Raw genomic sequence first — 23,159 nt, 5'->3', positions numbered from 1 at the left:
TAAGTCAGCGTTATGTAATACGGGGAGTACACTGTATTTTTGTCATGCTAAACGCTATCATACGTCGTTTTTCGTTAAATAGTTTTCAAGTATGACAACAGAGCATTCATTATTTCCTGTGCAAATGGTCGCAAACTGGCAGCCACCAGAAAACTTTACCTTGCCCATTAGCTTACGCGATTGGTTACTCGATCCTAGTTCATTAACCGCACGACTGAAATGCCACGCTCAACAATTTCGTGTCGAAGTGCTAGGCCAATGTGTACAAGCCTGTGATGCGGTTGAAGCCAATGATGATATTACCGCGGGCGAGCAGGTGCTGGTTCGCGAAGTATTATTGTATTGTGACGATATTCCCCAAGTATTCGCCCGAAGTTTATTGCCTTTAAGCTCTTTAACCGGCGCTCAGCAAGAGTTAGCGCATTTGGGTACGCAGTCTTTAGGGCAGGTCTTATTTAACCATCCCGATTTACGGCGCAAAAAAATTGAAGTAGCGCTGTTTGACCAAGATTCTAGTGTCGCTAATCTCGCCAACTATTTAACCTTAAAAAACACTCCACAAGCCCTTTGGGGTCGTCGTTCGGTTTTTGTACTTAATAGTAAACCATTAATGGTGGCAGAAATATTTTTACCTAATGCCATTGCCTATCAAAAATAAAAGAGTATTGCTTTGAGTGACTTGAAGAAAAAATTAAGTGCAATCACACAAATTACCCGTATGGATAAACCTATTGGCACTTACTTGTTGCTTTGGCCAACTTACTGGGCACTATGGATTGCCTCTGATGGTTGGCCGTCATTACATACGCTAGTAGTGTTTAGCCTAGGTGTTTTTTTTATGCGCAGCGCCGGCTGTATTATTAATGATTATGCCGACCAAAAAATTGATGGTGCCGTTAAACGTACGCAAAATCGCCCGTTAGTCACTGGCGCTTTGTCGAGTAATGAAGCCTTACAGTTGTTTGCAACCTTCATTTTACTGGCTTTTGCCTTGGTGCTAACTTTAAGTAATTACACCATTATGCTCTCTGTTGTGGCGGTTATATTAGCTGCCAGTTATCCGTTTATGAAACGTATAACTCATTTTCCACAACTAGTGTTAGGCGCAGCGTTTAGTTGGGGCATGATTATGGCTTTTGCTCAAGAGCAAGGTCAAATACCAGTTACAGCTTGGCTTTTATTTACCGCCAACGTTCTATGGACTACCGCATACGACACTATGTACGCCATGGTCGATCGTGATGATGACTTAAGAATTGGTGTAAAATCGACAGCGATCGTCTTTGCTGAACGTGATAAACGTATTATCTTATTTTTACAATTAATGACCTTAGGCTTATTATTTACCGTTGGTGATATTTTAGCCTTTGGTTGGCCTTTTCAGTTATCGTTAGTGATTGCTGCCGGCTTTTTCTGCTATCAACAAATTTTAATTGCTGACCGTGAGCGTGACCGTTGCTTTCAAGCTTTTTTAAATAATCATTATGTCGGTTTAATTGTCTTTATTGGTGTAATGGTCGAGTATTTATAAGATTGTTAAGTGGCTTTGCCTGTGCTCGCGGCATACCGTACATTCTGTTATGCGCCGCTCCTGCACATAAAAAAGTCCTAGCGTTATAAAAACGCTAGGACTTTTTTAATCATTAATCGCTTTACACTCAAAGCGATTGTCACTATGACCTTAAGGTAAGTAGCTACTACCCATTAAGAAAGTGTCTACTTCACGAGCGCAACGACGACCTTCATCAATAGCCCAAACAATTAAACTTTGACCACGTCGACCATCGCCGGCAGCAAACACGCCTAGCTTGCTAGTAGCAAATTTATCGTATTCTGCCGCTATGTTAGAACGATTGTCTTGCTCAAGGCCGAACTGCTCAATTAAGCCACCTTCAGGGCCCATAAAGCCCATGGCGATGAGTACGATGTCAGCCGGAATAACTTTTTCGCTGCCCGCAACTTCTTGTGGAAACATTTGTCCCTTGTCATTGCGCTGCCAAGTTATATTAACCGTATGAACCGCTTTAACATGACCTTGGCCGTCACTTTCAATTTTTTTAGTCATCACTAAATATTGACGAGGGTCTTGACCTTGAACGGCAATCGCTTCTTTTTGACCATAATCAACCAACAAACGTTTTGGCCATTCTGGCCAAGGATTGTCTGCAGTGCGTTGCCCTGGAGGACATGGCATAATTTCTAGTTGAATAGCGTTTTGGCATTGATGACGTAATGAGGTGCCAATACAATCAGTACCGGTATCACCCCCGCCAATTACCACCACATTTTTGCCTTGAGCATTAATGTACTGGCCATCTTTATGTTCGCTGTCGAGTAAGCTTTTAGTATTAGCTTTCAAGAAGTCCATGGCAAAATGAACACCGTTAAGTTCACGACCTTCAACCGGTAAATCGCGCGGTACGGTTGCACCAACACATAGCACAACAGAATCAAAATCGCTTTCAAGTTGCGCTGCACTAATGTCTGTACCCACTTCGGTATTAGTGACAAACACTATGCCTTCTTCGGCTAAAATATCAACACGACGTTGCACTAGCTCTTTTTGCAATTTCATATTAGGGATACCGTACATGAGTAAACCCCCAATACGATCAGCGCGCTCATAGACAGTGACCATATGACCCGCTTTATTCAGCTGTGCTGCCGCAGCTAGCCCAGCTGGGCCTGAGCCTATAACAGCAACAGTTTTACCGGTACGCGCTGATGGCGGCTGGGCAACGACCCAACCTTCTTTAAAGGCATGATCAATAATTTCTTTTTCATGCAGTTTAATCGCTACTGGGTCAGCATTGATACCCAGTACACAAGCACCCTCACAAGGTGCAGGACATACTCGCCCAGTAAACTCTGGGAAGTTATTGGTTTTATGCAATAACTCGATGGCGTCTTTCCAACGTCCTCGGTAAATCAAGTCATTCCATTCAGGAATAATGTTGTTAACCGGACAACCCGCTACTACCGGAGCAAACTCTGATTTCGCTGACTGACAAAATGGCACACCACAGTCCATACAACGAGAAGCTTGCTGCTCGACATCGGCCAATGGTATTTCTTCATAGACTTCAAGCCAATCAATTAAACGCTCGCTTGGGTCACGTTCAGCTGGCAAGGCACGACCTACGTTGATAAATCCTGTTGGATTTCCCATAATATATTCTCCTTGGCAGCTTAAGCTTTTGCGCTAGCTATGTTGTTTAAATGGATATCGAATGCTTGAACGGCTACGTCATATTCTGACTCGAACTTACCGCTTTCACGTACGTCATTCATGTAGCCTTGCATACGCTTGTAATCAACTGGCATGACTTTAACAAAGCGCTTAACGCTATTGTCCCAATCATTAATTAACTTACTCGCTACATCTGAACCTGTTGCGGTAAAGTGTTCAATAATCAAGGCTTTTAATTCAAGACTTTCTGCATCGGTATCAACCGTTTCTAATGAAACCATTTCCATGTTGCATTTAGGGGCGAAGTCATTGTTCTTATCAAGTACATAAGCGACACCACCAGACATACCCGCCGCAAAGTTACGACCCGTTGTGCCTAAGATAACGGCTTTACCACCCGTCATGTATTCACAACCGTGATCACCAACACCTTCAACAACTGCGGTAGCACCCGAATTACGCACACAGAAACGTTCACCAGCAATACCACGTATAAAAGCAGTACCTGAGGTTGCACCAAAGAAAGCAACGTTACCAATTAGGATGTTTTCACTGGCTGAAAATTTGGCTTTTTTGCTTGGATATACCACCAGATTTGCACCAGAAAGTCCTTTACCAAAGTAATCATTGGCATCGCCTTCCAGTTCAAAATGCAGGCCTTTGGCTGAGAAGCAACCAAAACTTTGACCCGCTGAACCATTGAATTTCACCTTAATGGTGTTTTCTGGTAAACCTTCAGCGTGATATTTTTTAGAGATTTCATTAGAAATCATCGCGCCAATCGTTCTGTCAGTATTGATAACGTCATATTCAAGAGAAACGCTTTGCGATGAATCAAGCGCGACTTGCGCATCTTTTATCATCTTACGATCGATAATGTCGTCAATCAGATGTTTCTGATCGATTGATTTATAAAGTGTTTCATTTTCACCGCAGGTCTCTTTGTGCAATAACGGGGTTAAATCAACACCTTTGTATTTCCAATGTTCTACATTTTTAAGTTGCTTAAGGCACTGGGTCTGACCGACCATCTCTTCAATACTTCTAAAGCCTAGCTCGGCCATAATTTCACGTAAACCTTCTGCCATCATGGTAAAGAAATTCACTAAAATATCGGCACGACCGGTAAAACGCTCTCGCAGGCCTGGATCTTGTGTTGCTACGCCAACGGGGCAAGTATTTAAATGACACTTACGCATCATAATACAACCTTCAACCACCAGTGCTGCCGTTGCCATGCCGTATTCTTCTGCGCCAAGCAATGTAGCAATCGCTAAATCGCGTGGTGTTTTAAGCTGGCCATCCGTTTGTACGGTAATTCGGCTACGCAGTTTATTACGTACCAAGGTTTGATGGGTTTCAGCCAAACCAAGTTCCCACGGTAAGCCGGTATGTTTAATTGAACTCAGTGGTGAAGCGCCTGTGCCACCATCGTGACCCGCAATCAGTACCACATCAGCATAAGCTTTGGCTACACCTGATGCGACTGTACCCACACCCGCTTCAGAGACTAATTTAACGTTAACACGGGCATCGCGGTTAGCATTTTTAAGATCGAAGATAAGCTGCGATAGATCTTCAATAGAATATATATCATGATGTGGCGGTGGCGAAATCAAGCCAACACCGGGTGTTGAACCACGTGTTTTACCAATCCAAGCATCAACTTTATCACCAGGTAACTGACCACCCTCACCCGGTTTAGCGCCCTGCGCCATTTTAATTTGTAACTCATCAGCATTAGCCAAATAATGACTGGTCACACCAAAACGACCCGAAGCAACTTGCTTGATGCGTGAATTCATCGAATCACCATTTTCTAACGGCGTAAAGCGAATCGGGTCTTCACCACCTTCACCGCTGTTACTCTTACCGCCAATGCGGTTCATCGCAATGGCTAATGTAGTGTGTGCTTCCCACGAGATTGAACCAAATGACATAGCGCCAGAGGCAAAACGTTTGAAAATGTTTTCAATCGGTTCAACTTCACTTAAGGGAATTGAAGCGCGATCACTACTAAATTCAAGTAAACCACGTAAAGTAAAAGCTTCTTTACTCTGATCATCAACTGTTTTGGTGTATTGCTTAAATTGATTAGTATCGTTACTAGCGGTTGAATGCTGCAGTAAACGAATAACCGTTGGGCTAAATAGATGACGTTCGCCATCATGACGCCACGAGTATTCACCACCGGTTGGCAATAAGTTTTCAATGGCAATACGACTCGCGTCAGGGAAGCCCTCACGATGGCGTAATAGCGCTTCTTGAGCGATTTGATCTAGGCTTAAGCCTTCGATTCGACTGACAGTACCAGTAAAGTACTTATCAACAACTTCAGCGTTAATACCCAAAGCTTCAAAAACTTGCGCACCTAAGTAAGACTGTAATGTTGAAATACCCATCTTAGAGAAGGTTTTTAATAAACCACTACCAACGGCTTTAGTATATTTGTCGGTGATTTGCTCGTTTGATAATTGGCTATCAAGTACGCCTTCATCACGTAAACCATACATGCTTTCTAGTGCTAAGTAGGGGTTTACCGCTGCTGCGCCATAACCAATAACGGTGGCAAAATGGTGCGTCTCGCGAATATCAGCAGATTCAAGAATAATATCAGCGTCAGAGCGTAAATTTTCACGAATTAAATAATGATGCACAGCAGCGGTTGCTAATACCGATGGAATAGCGACATGATCATTGTCAACTTCACGGTCACTTAATATTAATATGGCATAACCATCTTCAACCGCATTTTTGGCATATAAACACACTCGATCCAGTGCATTTTTAAGCGCGCCAGCTTTACCACTAGCTTTAAAAGTAATACTAATAGTTTTTGATTGCAGATGATCATTATCAATATGCTGTAACTTTCGTAATTGCTCGTTAGTCAGTACCGGTTGCTCAATTTCAACTTTATGACAATGCGCTGCGGTTTCTTCTAGTAGGTTAAGTGACTTACCGATATAACCACGCAATGACATCACTAACTCTTCACGGATCGGATCTATAGGCGGGTTAGTCACCTGAGCAAACAACTGCTTAAAATAATGTGATAATTGCTGTGGACGATGTGACAGTACTGCTAATGGCGTATCTGTGCCCATCGCGCCTAATGGCTCTTTCGACGTGCCCACCATGCCGGCCAGTATTAAGTTAAGATCTTCACTGGTATAACCAAAGGCTTTTTGGATTTTACGCAATTCGGCTAATGGCGGCTGTGCAATAGAAGCCGGTGATACAGGCAGTTGATCTAAATCAACTTTATTTTCTGCTACCCACTGACCATAAGGTTGTGCCGAACTGACTTCTTGTTTTACTTCGTCATCACTGATGATGCGACCTTGCTTTAAGTCAGCAATGAATATTTTACCCGGTTGCAAACGACCTTTTTCAACAACGGTGGATTGATCAACACACAAGGTGCCCGTTTCAGAGCCCATGATTAAGGTGCCATCGTCAGTTAGCAAGTAACGCGAAGGACGTAAACCGTTACGATCTAGCGTCGCACCAATAACATTGCCATCGGTAAACGATAACGAGGCTGGGCCATCCCAAGGCTCCATAATACAAGCATAATACTCATAAAATGCGCGTTTGGTCGCATCCATATCTGTTTGAGTTTGCCATGCTTCTGGCACCATCATCATCATGACTTGCGCTAGCGAACGGCCACTTAGCACCAATAACTCAATGGCCATATCAAGGTTGGCAGAGTCAGAGTTATCGTTATTACAAATTGGATTCAACATGTTTAATTCAGCAGCACTAAAATTAACTGAACTAAACAATGCTTCACGGGCATTCATCCAGTTAATGTTACCGCGTACGGTATTAATTTCACCATTATGGGCAATATAACGAAACGGTTGCGCACGACGCCAAGCAGGAAAAGTGTTGGTTGAGAAGCGTGAGTGAAACATCGCCATACCAGAGATAGTTCGCTTGTCTTGCAGATCAAGATAATATTGGCGAACTTGCTGCGTGGTAAACTGCCCTTTATAAACAATTTTAGTTGACGACATTGAGGTAACATAAAACTCGTCACGTTCTTCGGCAATAGTGGCATTAATTTTATGTGAGGTGTATTTGCGCAAGACAAACAGCTTGCGCTCAAATTCTTGTGCTGTTAATTTTTCTGGTTTGGCAATAAACACCTGTTCTATGTTCGGCTCGCTGTCAGATGCAGCAGCGCCTAACATAGAGTTGTCACCTGGGACATCACGATAACCTATCAAGGTTAAGCCCAAGTCAGTAATATTTTGGTTTAATATGCTTTTACACGCGTCACTTTGCTCTTTTGAGCGCGGAAAGAAAATCATGCCGACGCCGTAATCTCCAGCATCGGGTAAGGTAAAACCTAAGCTTGCAACTTCTGCGCTTAAAAAATCATGAGGTATTTGAATAAGAATACCGGCACCGTCACCGCTTTTCACGTCAAAACCTGTACCACCACGATGTTCCATACAACTCAACATAGTGAGTGCATTGTCAATAATATCGTGAGATTTTTTACCCTTTAGGTTGGCAACAAAGCCAATGCCACAACTGTCATGTTCAAACTCGGCGCGATAAAGGCCTTGGGATTTTTTACTCATATCATTCATTGCTCATTCCTCTTTCATCAAGCGCTTGCTATTAGCTAAATTGTCTTCGCTAATTAAGTCATCTATTTTTAATGCTCAAAGTGTGCGCTACTGATCCTTCAGAATATTACTTTGAATTTCTTGAACATCTATCGCAAAACTTCTACTGAGTCTTTATGAGATGATATGTCATTAATGAAAATCATTATTTAAAGCGGCCGGGAAAATTATCTGTAAAATGGCTCTGAGTCAACTCTAATGTGAATTTATATTCTAATTATTTGCATATAAATAGTGATAAAATGGTATTAAAAACTATTTATATTTGCCCTCCAAGTCTTTAAATTACTTTTATCACAGCACATTAGCTAATTTTATTTTTTTTCATAAGGCACTAATTATAATACATATATAGTTAAAAATTAGCTTGACTGCAAAGAAAATAATTATATTTTTACAAGGGTTTTCTTTATTATCAATCATCTCATTTTAAGGCATTTCCTACTCATATAATTTGGGAGTAATAAAAGTAACACTCAGCCAGTTAAGTGATATTTTGGCTACATTTTCGTCTTTGCAAGTTGTGGCCATGAGGCTAATTTTAACATTTTCGGGTGTTTTTTTACTCATCACCCCAATGTGAGCTTAAATTTTGATCGGCTATAAGCACTGAAAAGTTAGCGGATAAAAATAAACATATGATATTTCCGCACAAAAAATCAACTGTAAGATAAAAATCATCTTGGCTACATGAGCCAAAATAGAAGCTAAGGTGATATTAATAACTAACCTTATCTCAGTAAGGCAAGAGTAATCGCGAGTAAGTTCAATATAAACTTTTTCATGCTCAATGCAGCAATGCAAAAAGCCCAATAAATGATTACCAGCAAGCAAGGGCTAAACTCAGTCAGCTTAAGCTTATATAAGTAGTAACAGCTAATCGAACATCTACATCTACATCTACATGTAGATGTAGATGTAGATGTAGATGTAGATGTTCAGCTTTGGCTACTAGGGTAAAACATCATCAAGAAAGGCTTTTTAAATAAAACTAAGTAGGTTAGCAATCCATGCTGGGGATGAAATCGTCGCCTTAAGTGCTTATGTTCGGACCATAGCAAAGCCACAGGCAAAAAAGCAGACAAGATGCTTTTTTACAGTTAAGGCCATTAACACGATTACAAGCGACAACACACCGCCTATTGGGGTACGCCATCAACTAGAACATCGATTGCATTAGCGTCTTTAGCCGTGAGCCTAAAACAGCCACAGCAGCGTCACTTCGACCTTTGCCGATTAATGAGGCCTATCAGCTTGCCGCTTTGCCACGTTATGAGTTAGAGATTTAAGTCTTTATCAAACCTTAACCACCCGCATTATGGGCTACTTGCTGTTAACACAACGAACGGTCGTAAAAAGCAATATAGCAGTTAGTCGGCTAATACTAGCGGACAATACTTTGTAGAACCTCGATATCAACTAAATTACTCGCTGAGATTTTTAATAAGCCTAGCGTGCTGCTATCAACTAACTTATCGTCGTCATCTAGCAGGATATAGCCTTGATTTTTCATCGCGGTAATTAATGTTGCTTGCGCCTTTTTATCAATAAATTCAGGAGCATTAATATTGTTTAATACTGATAAACGTTGAGCAATAGCCACCACTTTTTCATTTAACTCAAGCTTTTTAACAGGCGCTAATTGACTAAGGAGTGAGGTAATAATGGCAACACGTTGCATAGTTTCATTAACACATTCCGCTATTAAACGTATTTTTGCCCGATTTCCATCGCCACTGCTTAATAACCAAACACCGGTTTTGCTTTGTTTTGCAATGCCCTCTTGTGCCAAAAATTGACAAACAGCTTTGACTTGTTGCGCAACATCATCGGCGGATTGCCATAAAAATAAATCTGTTTTTAATAATGCTATTAAGCGCTGAACTTGGCAAAGTAAACTGTCTTGACTAATTTTTGCGTTACGCTCTAGTAAACGACAAACCAGTGATGGCAATATAAAGGTATGCAAAATATTGTTGCGATAGTAACGCAACTCCAAGATTGCACTATCAGTTAGAGAAATAATTTCACCAAAACTGTCTTGGTTTACCGTCACTTTATTGAGCAAAATTACATGCTCTAACAATGCTGATCCACTGTCATCTGGTATGGTTAATTCCACATGGTATGGCGCAAAGCGTTGCATGGCCATGAAAAAATCAAGCTGGCTGATTAACTCAACTTTAGATAAAGCTTTATTTTCTGTTGCATGTAAAATCAGTGACACTAAAGCCACGCCATTTAACGCCGCGCATTGGTTGATTGAGGTCATGACTTGCTGTGCTAACAAGTTAACACTTGGGTTTAGCCATTTAGGTTTTTGTGGGTCAATGGGGTCAATTGCTTGTTTCCAGTCAGGTACCTGACTATTTAGAAACTGATTAACATTAATTGGCTCACCAAAGTTAACGTAACCTTTACCATAGTTACGTAAATTTCGTATCGCTTTAATCACGCCAAATATCGACTCACCCTTCTTTTGGCTGCCACTCAATTCTTTATGATAAGTACCCACTTCCATCACGTGTTCGTAGCCAAGATAAACCGGCACTAAGGTTAATGGTCGGTCAATACCGCGCAGCATACTTTGAATGGTCATGGCGAGCATACCAGTTTTCGGTGACAATAATCGACCAGTTCGGCTACGTCCACCTTCAGAATAATATTTAACTGGGTAGCCACGTTCAAAAAGTAGACCTAAATATTCACGAAAAATAGTGGAATAAAGGCGATTACCCTTAAAGCTGCGACGAATAAAAAAGGCACCAGCTTTTCTAAAAATAGGGCCCGCTGGCCAAAAATTTAAATTAATGCCTGCAGCGATACGTGGCGTGACTAAGCCTTGCTGAAAAATCACATAAGTGAGTAGCAAATAATCCATATGGCTGCGATGACAGGGCACGTAGATAATTTCATGCCCTTCTTGCGCTAAGTTGCGCAAGCGCTCAGCTTTATTCACTTCGATACCGCTATACAGGCGATTCCATAACCAACCCAGAATGCGTTCGCCAAAACGAACAGTAACATCACGATAATCACCGGCAATTTCATCCATGATGGCTAAGGCCTGCTTTTTAGCTTGTGCTTCAGTGATATTTTTATTTTTTGCTTCTTCACTGATCACGCGTTTTATCGCGGGATTGACGATTAAGTTAGCGAACATTTGTTGACGATGCATCAGTCTGGGCCCTGTGGCCGCGATGATTTGTCGATGAAAGTGAAAACGTGCAATGCGCATTAATTTTCGCGCACTGACTTCATCACTACCGTGCTTATCGGCCATATGGCGAAATGAAATAGCGGCACTAAAACGCACTAAAGTATGGCGGCCTAAAAATAAGACAATGAAAAATTTGCGTAACCAATTAGGTGATTCTTGATCGGCTAACAGCGTGCCCACATTAGTATTGTTTTTTTCTTTCGTCGGAGTACGACCCCAAATTACATTGGCTGGAATAAGTTGAGCGTCTAGTTTTTCATTATTAGCGTGAGCATTAAGCAATTCAAACCCTTGCGCTATTGCCGTAGTTTTTGTTGATGTACGCCAATAAAATAATGCCGTGGGTTTTTCCAAAAACAACAAACGTGACAAGATTTGACCATCAACATTCACTGGCGCTAATGGATCAGGCAAATGGGCTTTTTTACAAGCGGTACGTAACGATAAAACATCGCTGGCCGATTGATGACGTAGCACATAAAATACCGGTTGCTCAGTGGTTAATTGACCTAAGTTAATTATTTCATCAGCAACCACTTTGCAATGCACGAATAACTTTATCGGTAGACGTAGTAATAAATAAAATAATTTACGAATGGCTAACATCTTGTTTACTCAACTTTATTTGATCATCTATTATAACACTTAGCTTAAAAGTTATCTCTTATACTAAGACTAAATTTAGGATTGGGGTGCTGGTTCTTAGCAGCTAATAATTAACTGCTAAAAGTGCTCAAACCAAGTACCATAATGAAATATAACGAATTTATTGAAATGAAGTCAAAATATAGCTTCATTTAGCAAAGAGGATTTTATGCAAAATAGCGATCAATTACCAAAAATTGCCATATTTGTTGATGTACAAAATATTTATTACACCACACGAGATACTTTTCAACAGCAATTTAATTATCGAGCGTTTTGGCAAGAAATCAGCCAACAAGGGGATATTGTCTTGGCAAATGCTTATGCGATACAACGCAGTGACGACCAACAGCATAAATTTCAAAAAGCCTTAAAACATATTGGCTTTGATGTAAAACTCAAACCTTTTATTCAGCGGCGCGACGGATCTGCAAAAGGTGATTGGGATGTCGGCATAGCCATTGATGTGATGGAGGCAGCAGCCGAAGTTGATATCGTTATATTACTTTCAGGTGATGGCGATTTTGATTTGTTGCTGAAAAAGATCATGTTACGCGACGGCGTAAGAACCCATGTTTATGGCGTCACAGCGCTAACCGCACAGTCATTAATTAATGCCGCGAGTGAGTTTTCCCCTATTGATCGCCAGCTATTGTTGTAGCTAACGTTATGAGTAGCCAACTTGGCAATATTAAGTGTATGCTAAGAGTCCAAATACATCGAATGCAAGTCAATACGTTTCAATGCCCCGTAAGTTACGGTGCCAACTTTAGCTAAATTTTCCATTCAAGGTTGAGCTGAGAATGGTACTGGCCGGTCAATTTAAAAATAATAATACAAAAGGTACACGTATGTCAGTTGAAGCATTACATAAAGTGATTTTATACCCCTTTATCAACGAGTCACTTGCCAGTTTAAAAGCGATGACAAATCTTATTGGCGAGGCTGGTGAGGCTTTTGTAGACAGTGTCGATGATTTTCGTTTTAAAGGTTACGCAGTATGTTCCCAAGTCACTGGTGGCTTAGATGGAGTTATCATGATGCACCATTACCCAGAAACGGCTATCGCGATAGGTAACTCAGTTTGTCAGCATATGTTTGAAGAAAAGTATCAATATACTGAAATTAATGAAGAGTTAAGTCATGCCTTAGCCGAATGGGGTAATACCATTGTTGGTCGCTCAACCGACTTACATGGTCGTTATAGCTTAGATTATAAATTTTCTAGTCCGTACTTTGTTCACAACGTAAATGACATGGAAAAATACTTAGCGGGTGTCACCGAGGTTATCACCGTGCCGATCACTATCGAAGGGATTGGTCGTTATTATTTTAATCTCTTGATCCGCAAGGTTGAATATCAAACTATAGGTATTAAAAGAGAAGCCAGTACTGGTATTAGTAATCCTCACACCCAAACATTACCGCTAGACAGCAAAATACTTTTAGTTGATGACAGTGGCATGATCCGTAAAGCACTAAGACGTTATTTATTACAGCTTGGTTATAGCAACATTATTGAAGCTGAAGATGGTTCGGTTGCCGTTACTATGGTGCGGGATCACAAACCTGACTTTCTATTTCTAGATGTTGTTATGGCGCAAATGAATGGTGACCTAGCATTAGCCAAAATAAGAGCTGATGGCAGTAACGTTCCCGTGGTTATGTTATCTTCAATAACAGACCAGGTGTTGATTAAACGTTGTGAAAGCCAAGGTATCTCTGGCTTTATTTTTAAACCAATCAAGGCTGATACTGGAGCAGAAATTATTAAGCAATACTTAAAAATAGCTTAACTAGCGACCTGCTGATAATAATGTCCACCGGTTTATCAACAACATTTTGAGCATCATAGGTTACAGATAACATGATTAATTCACGGTTACTTTTTTGCTTGTAAGCTAGTACTGTTAATAGCAAGAGCACACTACTTTGCACTTGTAGTGTGCTCTTGCTAGCATCACGCCAATAATATTTAGATGAGGATGGCAAATTACCACGAAGCAAGTCCGCTATTAACGAACAAAAAGCGGCTAGGTTATTCGGTGCTTAATTCATTGAATTTCTATTCATTAGAGCTTAAGTGCTACATTAAGCGTAAGGCAGAAAATTATTGTTATTTTGGGTCATTAAGCGCATTAACTTAGGATGAAAAAAGAGCTTTTCTTTACCTGATTGGATTTCTTCAAGTACACCAATATCAGCCAGTTGCTTTAAATAAACAGAGGCTGTTTGTCGTTTTGCAATATCTCGTTCAACTAAATTATTAATACGGCAATAAGGTTGTTCAAAAATAATTTGCACTAATTCATAACTATAAATTTTAGGTAACTTGACTTGAATATACTGACTAGTTGCTTCCATTAACGTCCGAATAGCGGCTATTTTTTTTGTTGTCCACCGCGCCGTTTCAGTGACACCATTAAGAATAAAAACAATCCATTCTTCCCAATTAGCAGTTGAGGTTACACTTGTTAATAGCCGGTAATAGTCCGCTTTATGCTGAACGATATAGCGACTTAAATATAAAATTGGCAAGGTTAAAAGTTCTTGCTCTAATAAATACAGGATATTGATTATACGACCTGTTCTGCCATTGCCATCGTGAAATGGGTGAATAGCTTCAAACTGATAATGGCTAACAGCCATTTTTATTAATGGGTCTATATCATCTTCAGCATGTAGAAAGTTTTCCCAATTAGTGAGTAAATCTCTTATAGCTGCTTCACCTATGGGTGGGGTATAAACTATTTCTTGAGTATCTTGATTATTAATTACCGTGCCAGGCACTTTTCGAATATCCATACCTGTGCCTTTCAAGGTACTGCATACATCTACTGTAGTATTTGCACAAAGTGGTCGTTTAGCTAATTGAAGATAACCTTCGTACAATGCCGTTCTGTATCGTAGCGCTTCTTTGGTTGCCGGATCTGCTAAGCTGTCTTCCTGAGAAAACTGAAATAACTTATCAGTAGTGGTAACAATATTTTCTATTTCCGAACTGTCTTTTGCTTCTAATAAGGGTAGAAGGTTTATTAATAATGCTTGATTCGGTAATAACTCGCCCGCTTGTTTTAGCCCAGCAAGTGCTGCACGGGCTGGAATACAGGCTTTGAGAATACGGATAGATTCCATGTTATCTATAGCGGGTGGTAATAACGGCATATGATTAAAAGGAGTTTCAGCTTGCCATAACATGTTTATATATTCTCAATATTTCGACATGAAAAAAGTATATGTTAATTGGATCGACACGTAAAGATCTTATGTCGAATAAATCACCATATATCGTCACGTTCAATTTTCATGTCGATGAAATCGACATAGTGAGTGTTTTACCTATTTTCTTCATTAAGTTCACTAGCTACAACCTACATTAGCAAATAAGAAAAATCAGGCATAAAAAAACCTCGAATAACGAGGTTTTAATTACTGCGCAGTGCAACTAAAGGTACATCATAATACTATTCAATATTCTGGATCTGAATAAATAATAAAAAAATAAAAATATTTATTTTCAATTAGTTAAGTTTAATTTTCGTATTTAAAGATCGAATTAGTAACCATTTTAGTAACCACATTAGGATTTATCATAATATTATTAGTTACAACAAAAGAGAGTTATCAATATCAAACGGTATAACCTTAATGACCGCACCATTATCAAATCTGAAGTCAGGAATTCTCTTAGTAAAATCTTCTGATAGTGGGTAAATCAACCAAATCTCAGAAGTTTCGTCTTCATTTTTTTGATAAGATTGGTTATACGCCAGCATCTGATAAATGTCGCCTTCACTAATGTTGTATTTTTTTGAAGGGAGATTCTCATCTATAAGCTTCCATTTAGTATCCGCAATTATTATTCTGCTTTGGAAAGTAATATGTAGATCTGGTCGCAGTTGGTATAGCTTCTTTGCCACTATGCTACCATGAGTTGTATGAGTTAATAAGCAATGTTGCCTTACCTGTGATTGAATATAATGCTCAGGGAGTTGCTCCTTAAACTTAACTGCTACATAATCTTCAAAAACTCTTTCCATTACAACTAGATCCTATTTTGTGTAACGCTACGTGCATGAAATTTACTTTTGCGTATATTCCCTCGTAATTTTCACGTAGTGTAACCAAAAACTACTAGCTTTAAATACCTAATCTATTTTTCATTGCTTTACTGCAAGAAACCCAAAGCCTTAATCGTGCTCTAGAAATAGAAACATAAAGTAATGAATCACTGGTGTCTTCTTCATTTAGAATCCATAAAATTATTATCTTTGACTCTAAGCCTTTAAATCTTTTTGCAGTCTCTACTAATACGAGATCATCTCGATTTAAACTTTTATATTTAAAAAATTTATTAAACTTACTATCTTCTAATAGTTCTCTGGCATATGAAAAATCACCAATTGTTAATATTGTTATATTTCTTGGTGATATTTTTTCCGATAAAATTAATTCATTAACTAAAGAAGATATTTTTTCAGACTGGGTTTTGTTCGAGTCGTCACTGTCAATCCAGTTGTTATTCGAGCCCTCAAGTCTAGGTGGTTCTATCTCAACACCTTGATAGTATTTATAAGCTAAGTTGTGAATTGATGCAGTATTTCTACAATTATCTAAAAGATATAGCGGCTCATCATTAATTGGGAGTGAATCAATACTGGTGTAGATTGACTGATTACTATCATGAAAAATATAAAAATTAGGCTGGTATTTGCGATCTAGAAGCAATTCAATACTCAACCAAAACTCGTCTCTAAAATCTTGTCCTTCATCGATTATTACTACATCATATTCTATTGGGCAGATATCATATGAGTTAATGAGTGCGTCAGGCATAAGTACATCATATAAATTTCCATGAGAATACGTCATTTTAGATTCAGCGGTTAAATCTCTACCTGTACTTGATTTAACTTGTCGAATTCTCCAAGAGCAAAATTCATGAAAACTCATAGCATGAACTGCATCATGTGAGATTGATTTATATTTTAAATTGTTGCCTAAATTTTTGTTATAGCAGAGCAAAAGAACTGAAAGCCCCTGGTTAGATAGATTTATAGCGTGCTCTAAAGCAAGAACTGTTTTGCCTGTCCCTGCTCCACCTTCAATAATTGCGGTTTTTCTACGTTTTAGTTGCCTTAAAATATTCTTTTGTTGATCAGTTAATTTTATTTGAACTTCGCTATCTTGCTCAATTGCTAGTTTTAATGAAGGATTAATACTTATATTTTTTCCGAACACCTTTTCAGCAGTTTTTACACCATTTGAGCCTAGGGTATCATAAAGATCATTGGAGCCTTTCCAATAGTTGAAAACACTAACAATCCAACTGCGAATTTCTTTTAGGTCGTCTCCTCCACCTAATATTTCAGAAGGCATTTCAACAGATGCTAATAGCTTGGTGTTCAATATGTCTGGAAATAGTGCTGCGTGAGCTAATAGAGGATTCGTATTACCTAATTGAGATTTTAGATGCCTTGATATTTCATATTTAGAGTCTTTTGCTTGTTTTATTGGGTTTTTAATTTCATGTTTTACCCTATTTCTGTCAATCGAGTACCATTGGTTTACTCTTTTGTTATATTCAATTCCACCACCTTTAACTTCAATAACTAAGATCCCAAGTTCAGGTGAAAAAATGACAAAATCAGCTTCTCTATCAGAGTGACTTTTATGCTTTTGGTTTTCCCTTATATATTCACAAGAATGGATTACTAACCATTCATTAGGCAAAGCTACTTCTATTGCTCGATATACTTTTTGTTCGGCAAAGGACTCTATATTTAAAATTTGAGATTCATTTAATTTGGGAATAATATTTGCCATCAGACGAGTTCCCAATTGTTGTTGTATGGTTTTTTAACTTTCTTTCCAAATGCATTAACTAGTTCAAATAAATTGATTTCTCCACGAGGTGAAATAGATAAAATTTGATATTCTTCATCGCCATCGGGAAGTTTAATTTTGTCACCTATACTCGGCAAAGGCTTTTCAGGTGTTGAGGCAGTATCTATTAGTTGTTTCCAACTGGAATCGAAATTAAATCGATTAACTAATCTTACTGGATTATCAAACTGATGGACTTCTGTATTCCTAGTATTTATATTTTCAACTACAAACAACCACCAATTTTGAGTATCCAATGCTAAATTAAACTGAGCCGGAGTTAGACCGACGCCCTCCTCAGCCCAAATACCAGTTAAAGTTTTAACCTCTATATAACGAATAACGTCATGAGTCTCTGAAACTTCAATTAAATCATAGCCTTTATTATTCCGAGGGGCCTTTTTAATTTGGTTGGAGGTAGATAATACATATTTCCTTTGGTTATCAATTACGTAATCTTCACCTTTATCACCGATTTGTGTTGCTGTGTTTGTTTTTTGAGAGGTCGAATCACCAGAGTCTTGTTCTGATGATACATAGACCGGAAGCCTATTATTTGAGCTAACTATATCCGATTTAGGAGCATTTTCGCCAGTTCTATCAGACTTCGCTATTCCGTTAGATTTGTCAAATACTCCCTCTCTAGAAGAATCATTTTTTGGCCTTGATGGAGGCTCGATGATTCGTTCATTTGGACCTCGCAACTCATTTAATTTTAATGTTTTACGTTTGTTTTCACTTTGTTCATGCGAAATTGGAGAAGTATCATTTGGCTCAACCGGTGGCTTAATTTCTGTTTTCTTCTTTACGCCCGTGCGATTAGAGGTACTTACATTTGAATGATTATCACGTACGTTGTTTTCAGGATTAATTTCAATGGTGCTGTTATCTGCTTGCCCGTTTCGTTTAGCAGGTTTTCCTTCATCAATTTTTGTACTCAGTGTTTCAGCGCCGTTATGCTCGTGGTCGTCTATAGTTCTTCTCCTCTGATTACTATATGTGTCATCACGCTCAAGACCGTAAGCACTTTCATCGTCAATCTCATCTATATTGTAACTCTCGTCTTCGAATAACGGCTGAATGTCGCTGTCTGAAGCAATCTCACCTTGCGAGTCCCAACTTTCAAGAATTATATTCGAGTCGTCAAAATAATCGTTTTCATTTTCAACAACTAATGGAGTAATGTTCTTAGAATCTAGAAAGTTTTCAATTGATTCTTTATCCCTCTGATCTTTTATAAGCCTTCGTATGAGCATTATGTTATCGCTATCAGAGATATTTGCAGACTCTGCGATATAGCTAGCAAGGCTATCCCAAAGGTCATCTTCTTCTTGATTAACAACATATAAAACATCGTCATCTTTATAGGTGGTCATCAAATCAGTGGAATAAATCCAATCATCCGAAATAAAAAAGTCGATTACTAAAGTATCCATTAAGTGGACTTTTTGAGGAACAAACTCTCCTGAAAATAATTCAACTTTGCCATCTTTTTCATGCGCATAAACTCGTTTAATAGCATCTTTGAAAGAACTTGACGACAAATATTTAAAAAGCCGTTGCATTAACGCCTTATTTAAATTGGTTGCTTCTTTAGATTCATCGTCATTCAATTGACCAAAAGAGTCACGCTGAAGACTCGGTACACTAGCTGCAATAGCCATGAATTTATATTTACCGGCGACAAATTTTAGTTCTTGGTTTTTGCTCTCGGCTTTTTCATAGTTAGTTGAGTCGTTTATCAGTACGTCATTTATATTTTCTAACGAGCTTTCAGTGGATAGGATGTACGACAGTCCTTCTAAGCCGTAGTATTCTTCTCTAACTAATTTCTGTAAAATATCTAAGATTACTTTTGCATCAGAAAGCTGACTATCTTTTAAGGTTTGTAATTTCGGGATTTCGTCCAAAAGTTGTAGCAGTAGCTCTGGGCTAGGTTCAGAAGATACTCCCAATTTTCGTAGCCCTTCGATTGTTCGAGCGCTATTATCTTGATGTGTAAGCTCGTTCCAACAATACGTACTTGTTATATTATATTTACTTTCGAATACCCTTTCAGGTGATATCCACATATTTCCTAAGCGTATGGACTTATCTTTTACGGTTGAGTTTAGATAGATATCTTTAAACTTACCTATATAGAAATAGAACCGTTGAGCAAAAGACAAAACTCTTTTGAGTTCATTTGGCTTATTAACTTCAACTTTCTTTAACACTTCAAAATTTCGAATTACTTTGTCTGGTTCAGGCTTTATGAACCCTAATCTATTTTCAAATTTCTTTCGAAAATCTTTATCTTCAATTTTGTCTAACTTAACGCTCTTATGCAGTGCGAAATAAGTCAAACCAAGTAGGTAATACTCTCTAGACGTAATTAAAGAACTGGCTTTACTTAACGAGGTCCAAGTAGTTTGTGGAGCAAAGATATCTTTTACTTCTTCGACAGGAAGTATTTTTGATTTCGCAAGTTCATCGATTAATCTTCTCGATACTCCAAACTTTACAGCATCAACTTGGTCATAATTATTAATGATATAATTCCATAAACTAATAGCGAGATTAACGTCATTTTCTGCCTCTATAGATATAACCAATCGCATGAAGTGTTTGCTCAAAAGCGTTTTTGATAGCCCTAATTCTTCTAAGAATGAGATCCATTGATATCCTGTCACTCCACCTAAAGACATAACATCAAAAGATGCAATTTGCAGCGCTACTGGAAAACTGAGATAAAGATCTGGATGATATAATTCACAAGCTTTAAATAACTCGCCATCGCTAGCTCTAGGAGCAATTTCCATCCTTGATAAGACATATATTATTTCTTTTAGTTGAGCCTCATTACAGCTATCTTTAATATTATCCCACTCATTAACTATCCACTGTGTTGTTGCGTCAGTTTGTTCGATATTTTTTCTATTTTCCAAGTAAGGCAATACAACATCTTTTAAATAGGAGTGCGGCTCTAATGTTTTTATCCCAAACTTCTTGAAAAGCTCTTTTTCTAAATCACTATTCGTGATTATTACCTCATAGTTATTCTCGACATTACTTAAATGTGTGGGTGCGTTGAAGCCCGCTGATAAATAAAGTTTATTCTTTGATTCAATTTTACGAATACGACCTGTATCCGTTTTCACAAATGCAATTTGGCGCAATTTGTTAATTTCTGGGTTAGACAAGCTTTCGAACCAAGTTTGGTTATGTGATATCTGTTCAATAACAAAAAGGCGTAGGGGTTCATCATTAGAAAGATCGATTTCAGTATTACTAATTAATTGTTTAACAACAATCTCTGCATCAACCATCATTAAGATGTTCGAATGCCTTTTTAAAGCATCATATTTTTCATGGAAATTTATATCGAATAAGTTAAAGCCTAACGATCGGTAGTAGTCGTAATGCTCTAAATATTCTGTATCAATATACAATGGAGATGTTGCTCTTACGCCTGTATGAAAAGGAAGCCAGCGGTTGCTTTCACATTGGGCGATAGGTAGTTTCCTTATTCGCTCAAGGTTGCTCTTAACTTCAACACGGCTTGCATTTGCAATGAACTGAATTAAGGATTCAATCCAAGGAGTATCTATTTTAAAATCGTCAAAATAGAACTCTATGACTTTTAGTAAATTTTCAAAGTTGTCATCAAGCCAGTGCTCAGAAAGCGAACCATAGTTTTCTTTTTGTATTTCAGTTAAGCGCCTATCTAAAAACACATTTTGATTGGTTTGCAGAAGTGAAAAGCTCACTTCCACTTCAGCAAACATTGGTTGAGTTGGCGAGTATATTTTCCCATCCATTGAGAGCGAAAATGGCACAATAGAAAAATCTAAACCATCAGAATCAATTTCTTTTACTAGAAACTTAATAATACCTAACAAATCGTCAGTGTTGTTTATGAAAGAATATGGAAGCTGATTGGGGAAAACAGGGTATTCGATTTCAGGCTCTTGCTTTTGAACTTCTGCATAAATAGCTTGAGCATCAAGCGTATTAATTTTAACAGCGGCGCTACTAAGATTTTTACAAATCTCTTTATTTGGATTACCCAAAATAATAGGGTACGACTGAGTAAGGATATTGAGAAGACATTTATCATCGAAGTCTTTAAATATCCATTGATTTTCATTAGGTTTTAGCCATTTACCCCCTTCACTGGATACTACATACAATGTTTCTAAACTTCTTATTGAACGATAAAAACCTGGAATAACGTGATTGTAGTTTTCGTCTGCCGTTTTTTTTGGCCATAAGCTGAAATAGTGACTGAAGTACTCTTTTCCTTTTATGAATTCAATTAGTTCGGCCCATGCTACTGAAACGGCATGTTTAAACAGCAATCGATTCCATAGTTTTAAAACCTCTTTAACTTCTCCACCGCCTGTAAATGTGATCTCTGTTCTCTTTGAATCTAAGTCAAACCAACCATGTACGCAAACAGGAAAAGGACTGGCTATATCTAAAGGTAAGAACGAAAAAAATTTAGAATCCAGCGTTTTTATCGGTTCGCCATCTTTATTTAGTTTTATAGCTACCCCTGCCCAAGGTAGCACTTTACGCCCTGTAGGTTTAATTGATAACGCTTCAATGGCATGTTTAATGAGTATGTTATCCGGACCGTTAAATAGACCGTTCACTAAAGCCCACATTTCGTGTTCAGTTACTAGGTTGTTTTTATCACGACAATATTTTGAAACAGCTAGTTTTTGAATGTATTTACGATATGGAAGTACTTTATTCGTTGATAACCAATAATTGCACATATCAATAGAGCTGTCGTAATTACCAAAATCAGCTTGGATACTGTTATTAATATTTTCAATTTCACTGGCGTTATTAGTTTCAATTATTAAGTGTTTTATTAACACACCGCTTTCTGTTACTTCTTGTAAAGTTAACTTATGTATATTTCTTAAAAACAAAATGTTATTGGCGTTTTGTTTCCACTCATCACACCAAGCAAGAAAATTATTAAACTCAAAAACTACCGAGCTAATTTCACTTTTGAGTGCAGTTTCTTTGGTTCTTAACGGAAGTCTAAATAATGTTTTATTTTTAAAATCTGGAATTGTTTCGGTATAAAACGTATCTAACCACCCCTGAATTTCAACATCATCCAGATCATCCCATTCTACGATGTAATCACTTCCTTCTGCATTTACAGAGTGGTTCAAAACATCAAACCACAATGCTCGGCCATTCGATATCAAAGAAGGATCATCTGAAACACTGAAGCTACAGCTAAAGCCTTGTCCAAATCTACCTGTTTTGGAAGGGTCGTCTCTCTTACCTTCAGCACTTATCTCTACGATACTTTCAAAATCGTTCTCTCTAAAGAAAGAGTTATTTTCAATTAATAAAGCAGGACCTTTAGCAACAGAAAAAGGTGAACCGGATAAGTGTTGGTGAATTCGTTTATCGAACGTAATGGTTAACTCTGTAGCGCCTGCGTCATCTGCATTTTGTAAATATTCTTTTAATATTGAATCAGTTGAATATCCGTCAATGAGGTCTCTAATTCTTGGGACCAGTCTTTCACGATAAGTTTTTGTTTTTTTCATCATACTTCCTT

11 protein-coding genes are annotated in these 23,159 nt (G+C 38.3%); 4 read left to right on the top strand and 7 right to left on the bottom strand.

Annotated elements, in window-relative coordinates; genetic code table 11:
* Positions 1-91 precede the first annotated feature (91 nt).
* Positions 92-658, top strand: coding sequence for a chorismate lyase (locus H4J46_RS09380; protein ID WP_182233237.1), 567 nt, complete (start codon positions 92-94; stop codon positions 656-658).
* Positions 659-670: 12 nt separating this feature from the next.
* Positions 671-1,531 (top strand): 4-hydroxybenzoate octaprenyltransferase, encoded by an 861-nt coding sequence (gene ubiA, locus H4J46_RS09375; protein ID WP_259365765.1) that lies wholly within the window; start codon positions 671-673, stop codon positions 1,529-1,531.
* A 150-nt stretch (positions 1,532-1,681) separates the two neighbouring features.
* Here ubiA and H4J46_RS09370 read toward each other — a convergent pair whose 3' ends face one another.
* The 3 genes from H4J46_RS09370 to plsB form a co-directional block, all read right to left on the bottom strand.
* Positions 1,682-3,169: a glutamate synthase subunit beta gene (locus H4J46_RS09370; protein WP_182233236.1), complete on the bottom strand. Its 1,488-nt coding sequence runs from the start codon at positions 3,167-3,169 to the stop codon at positions 1,682-1,684.
* Between the two features lie 20 nt (positions 3,170-3,189).
* Positions 3,190-7,797: a glutamate synthase large subunit gene (gene gltB / locus H4J46_RS09365; RefSeq protein ID WP_182233235.1), complete on the bottom strand. Its 4,608-nt coding sequence runs from the start codon at positions 7,795-7,797 to the stop codon at positions 3,190-3,192.
* Between the two features lie 1,423 nt (positions 7,798-9,220).
* Positions 9,221-11,662, bottom strand: a complete 2,442-nt coding sequence (plsB, locus tag H4J46_RS09360) for a glycerol-3-phosphate 1-O-acyltransferase PlsB (protein ID WP_182233234.1) — start codon at positions 11,660-11,662, stop codon at positions 9,221-9,223.
* Positions 11,663-11,870: 208 nt separating this feature from the next.
* On the opposite strand from plsB, the gene H4J46_RS09355 reads away from it, so the two are divergent.
* A complete protein-coding gene (locus H4J46_RS09355; RefSeq protein ID WP_182233233.1) occupies positions 11,871-12,362 on the top strand; it encodes an NYN domain-containing protein in 492 nt (163 codons plus the stop codon).
* 190 nt (positions 12,363-12,552) lie between these two features.
* Positions 12,553-13,497, top strand: coding sequence for a response regulator (locus H4J46_RS09350; protein WP_182233232.1), 945 nt, complete (start codon positions 12,553-12,555; stop codon positions 13,495-13,497).
* Positions 13,498-13,792: 295 nt separating this feature from the next.
* On the opposite strand, the gene fic is transcribed toward H4J46_RS09350, so the two are convergent.
* The 4 genes from fic to H4J46_RS09330 all read right to left on the bottom strand — a co-directional run bounded on the left by fic (position 13,793) and on the right by H4J46_RS09330 (position 23,148).
* A complete protein-coding gene (gene fic / locus H4J46_RS09345; RefSeq protein ID WP_182233231.1) occupies positions 13,793-14,899 on the bottom strand; it encodes a protein adenylyltransferase Fic in 1,107 nt (368 codons plus the stop codon).
* Between the two features lie 407 nt (positions 14,900-15,306).
* A complete protein-coding gene (locus H4J46_RS09340) occupies positions 15,307-15,741 on the bottom strand; it encodes a 5-methylcytosine restriction system specificity protein McrC (RefSeq protein WP_182233230.1) in 435 nt (144 codons plus the stop codon).
* A gap of 100 nt (positions 15,742-15,841) precedes the next feature.
* Complete coding sequence (locus H4J46_RS09335; protein ID WP_182233229.1) at positions 15,842-17,527, bottom strand: nuclease-related domain-containing DEAD/DEAH box helicase; 1,686 nt, start codon at positions 17,525-17,527, stop codon at positions 15,842-15,844.
* Positions 17,527-23,148, bottom strand: coding sequence for a sacsin N-terminal ATP-binding-like domain-containing protein (locus H4J46_RS09330; RefSeq protein ID WP_182233228.1), 5,622 nt, complete (start codon positions 23,146-23,148; stop codon positions 17,527-17,529). Before H4J46_RS09330 ends, H4J46_RS09335 begins: the two co-directional genes overlap by 1 nt.
* Positions 23,149-23,159 lie beyond the last annotated feature (11 nt).

The sequence above is a fragment of the Colwellia sp. MB02u-6 genome, from assembly GCF_014077095.1.
In the GTDB taxonomy this organism is placed as follows: domain Bacteria; phylum Pseudomonadota; class Gammaproteobacteria; order Enterobacterales; family Alteromonadaceae; genus Cognaticolwellia.
Note: the sequence above shows the minus strand (reverse complement) of the source record. Positions and strands in the feature narration are given on the sequence as shown.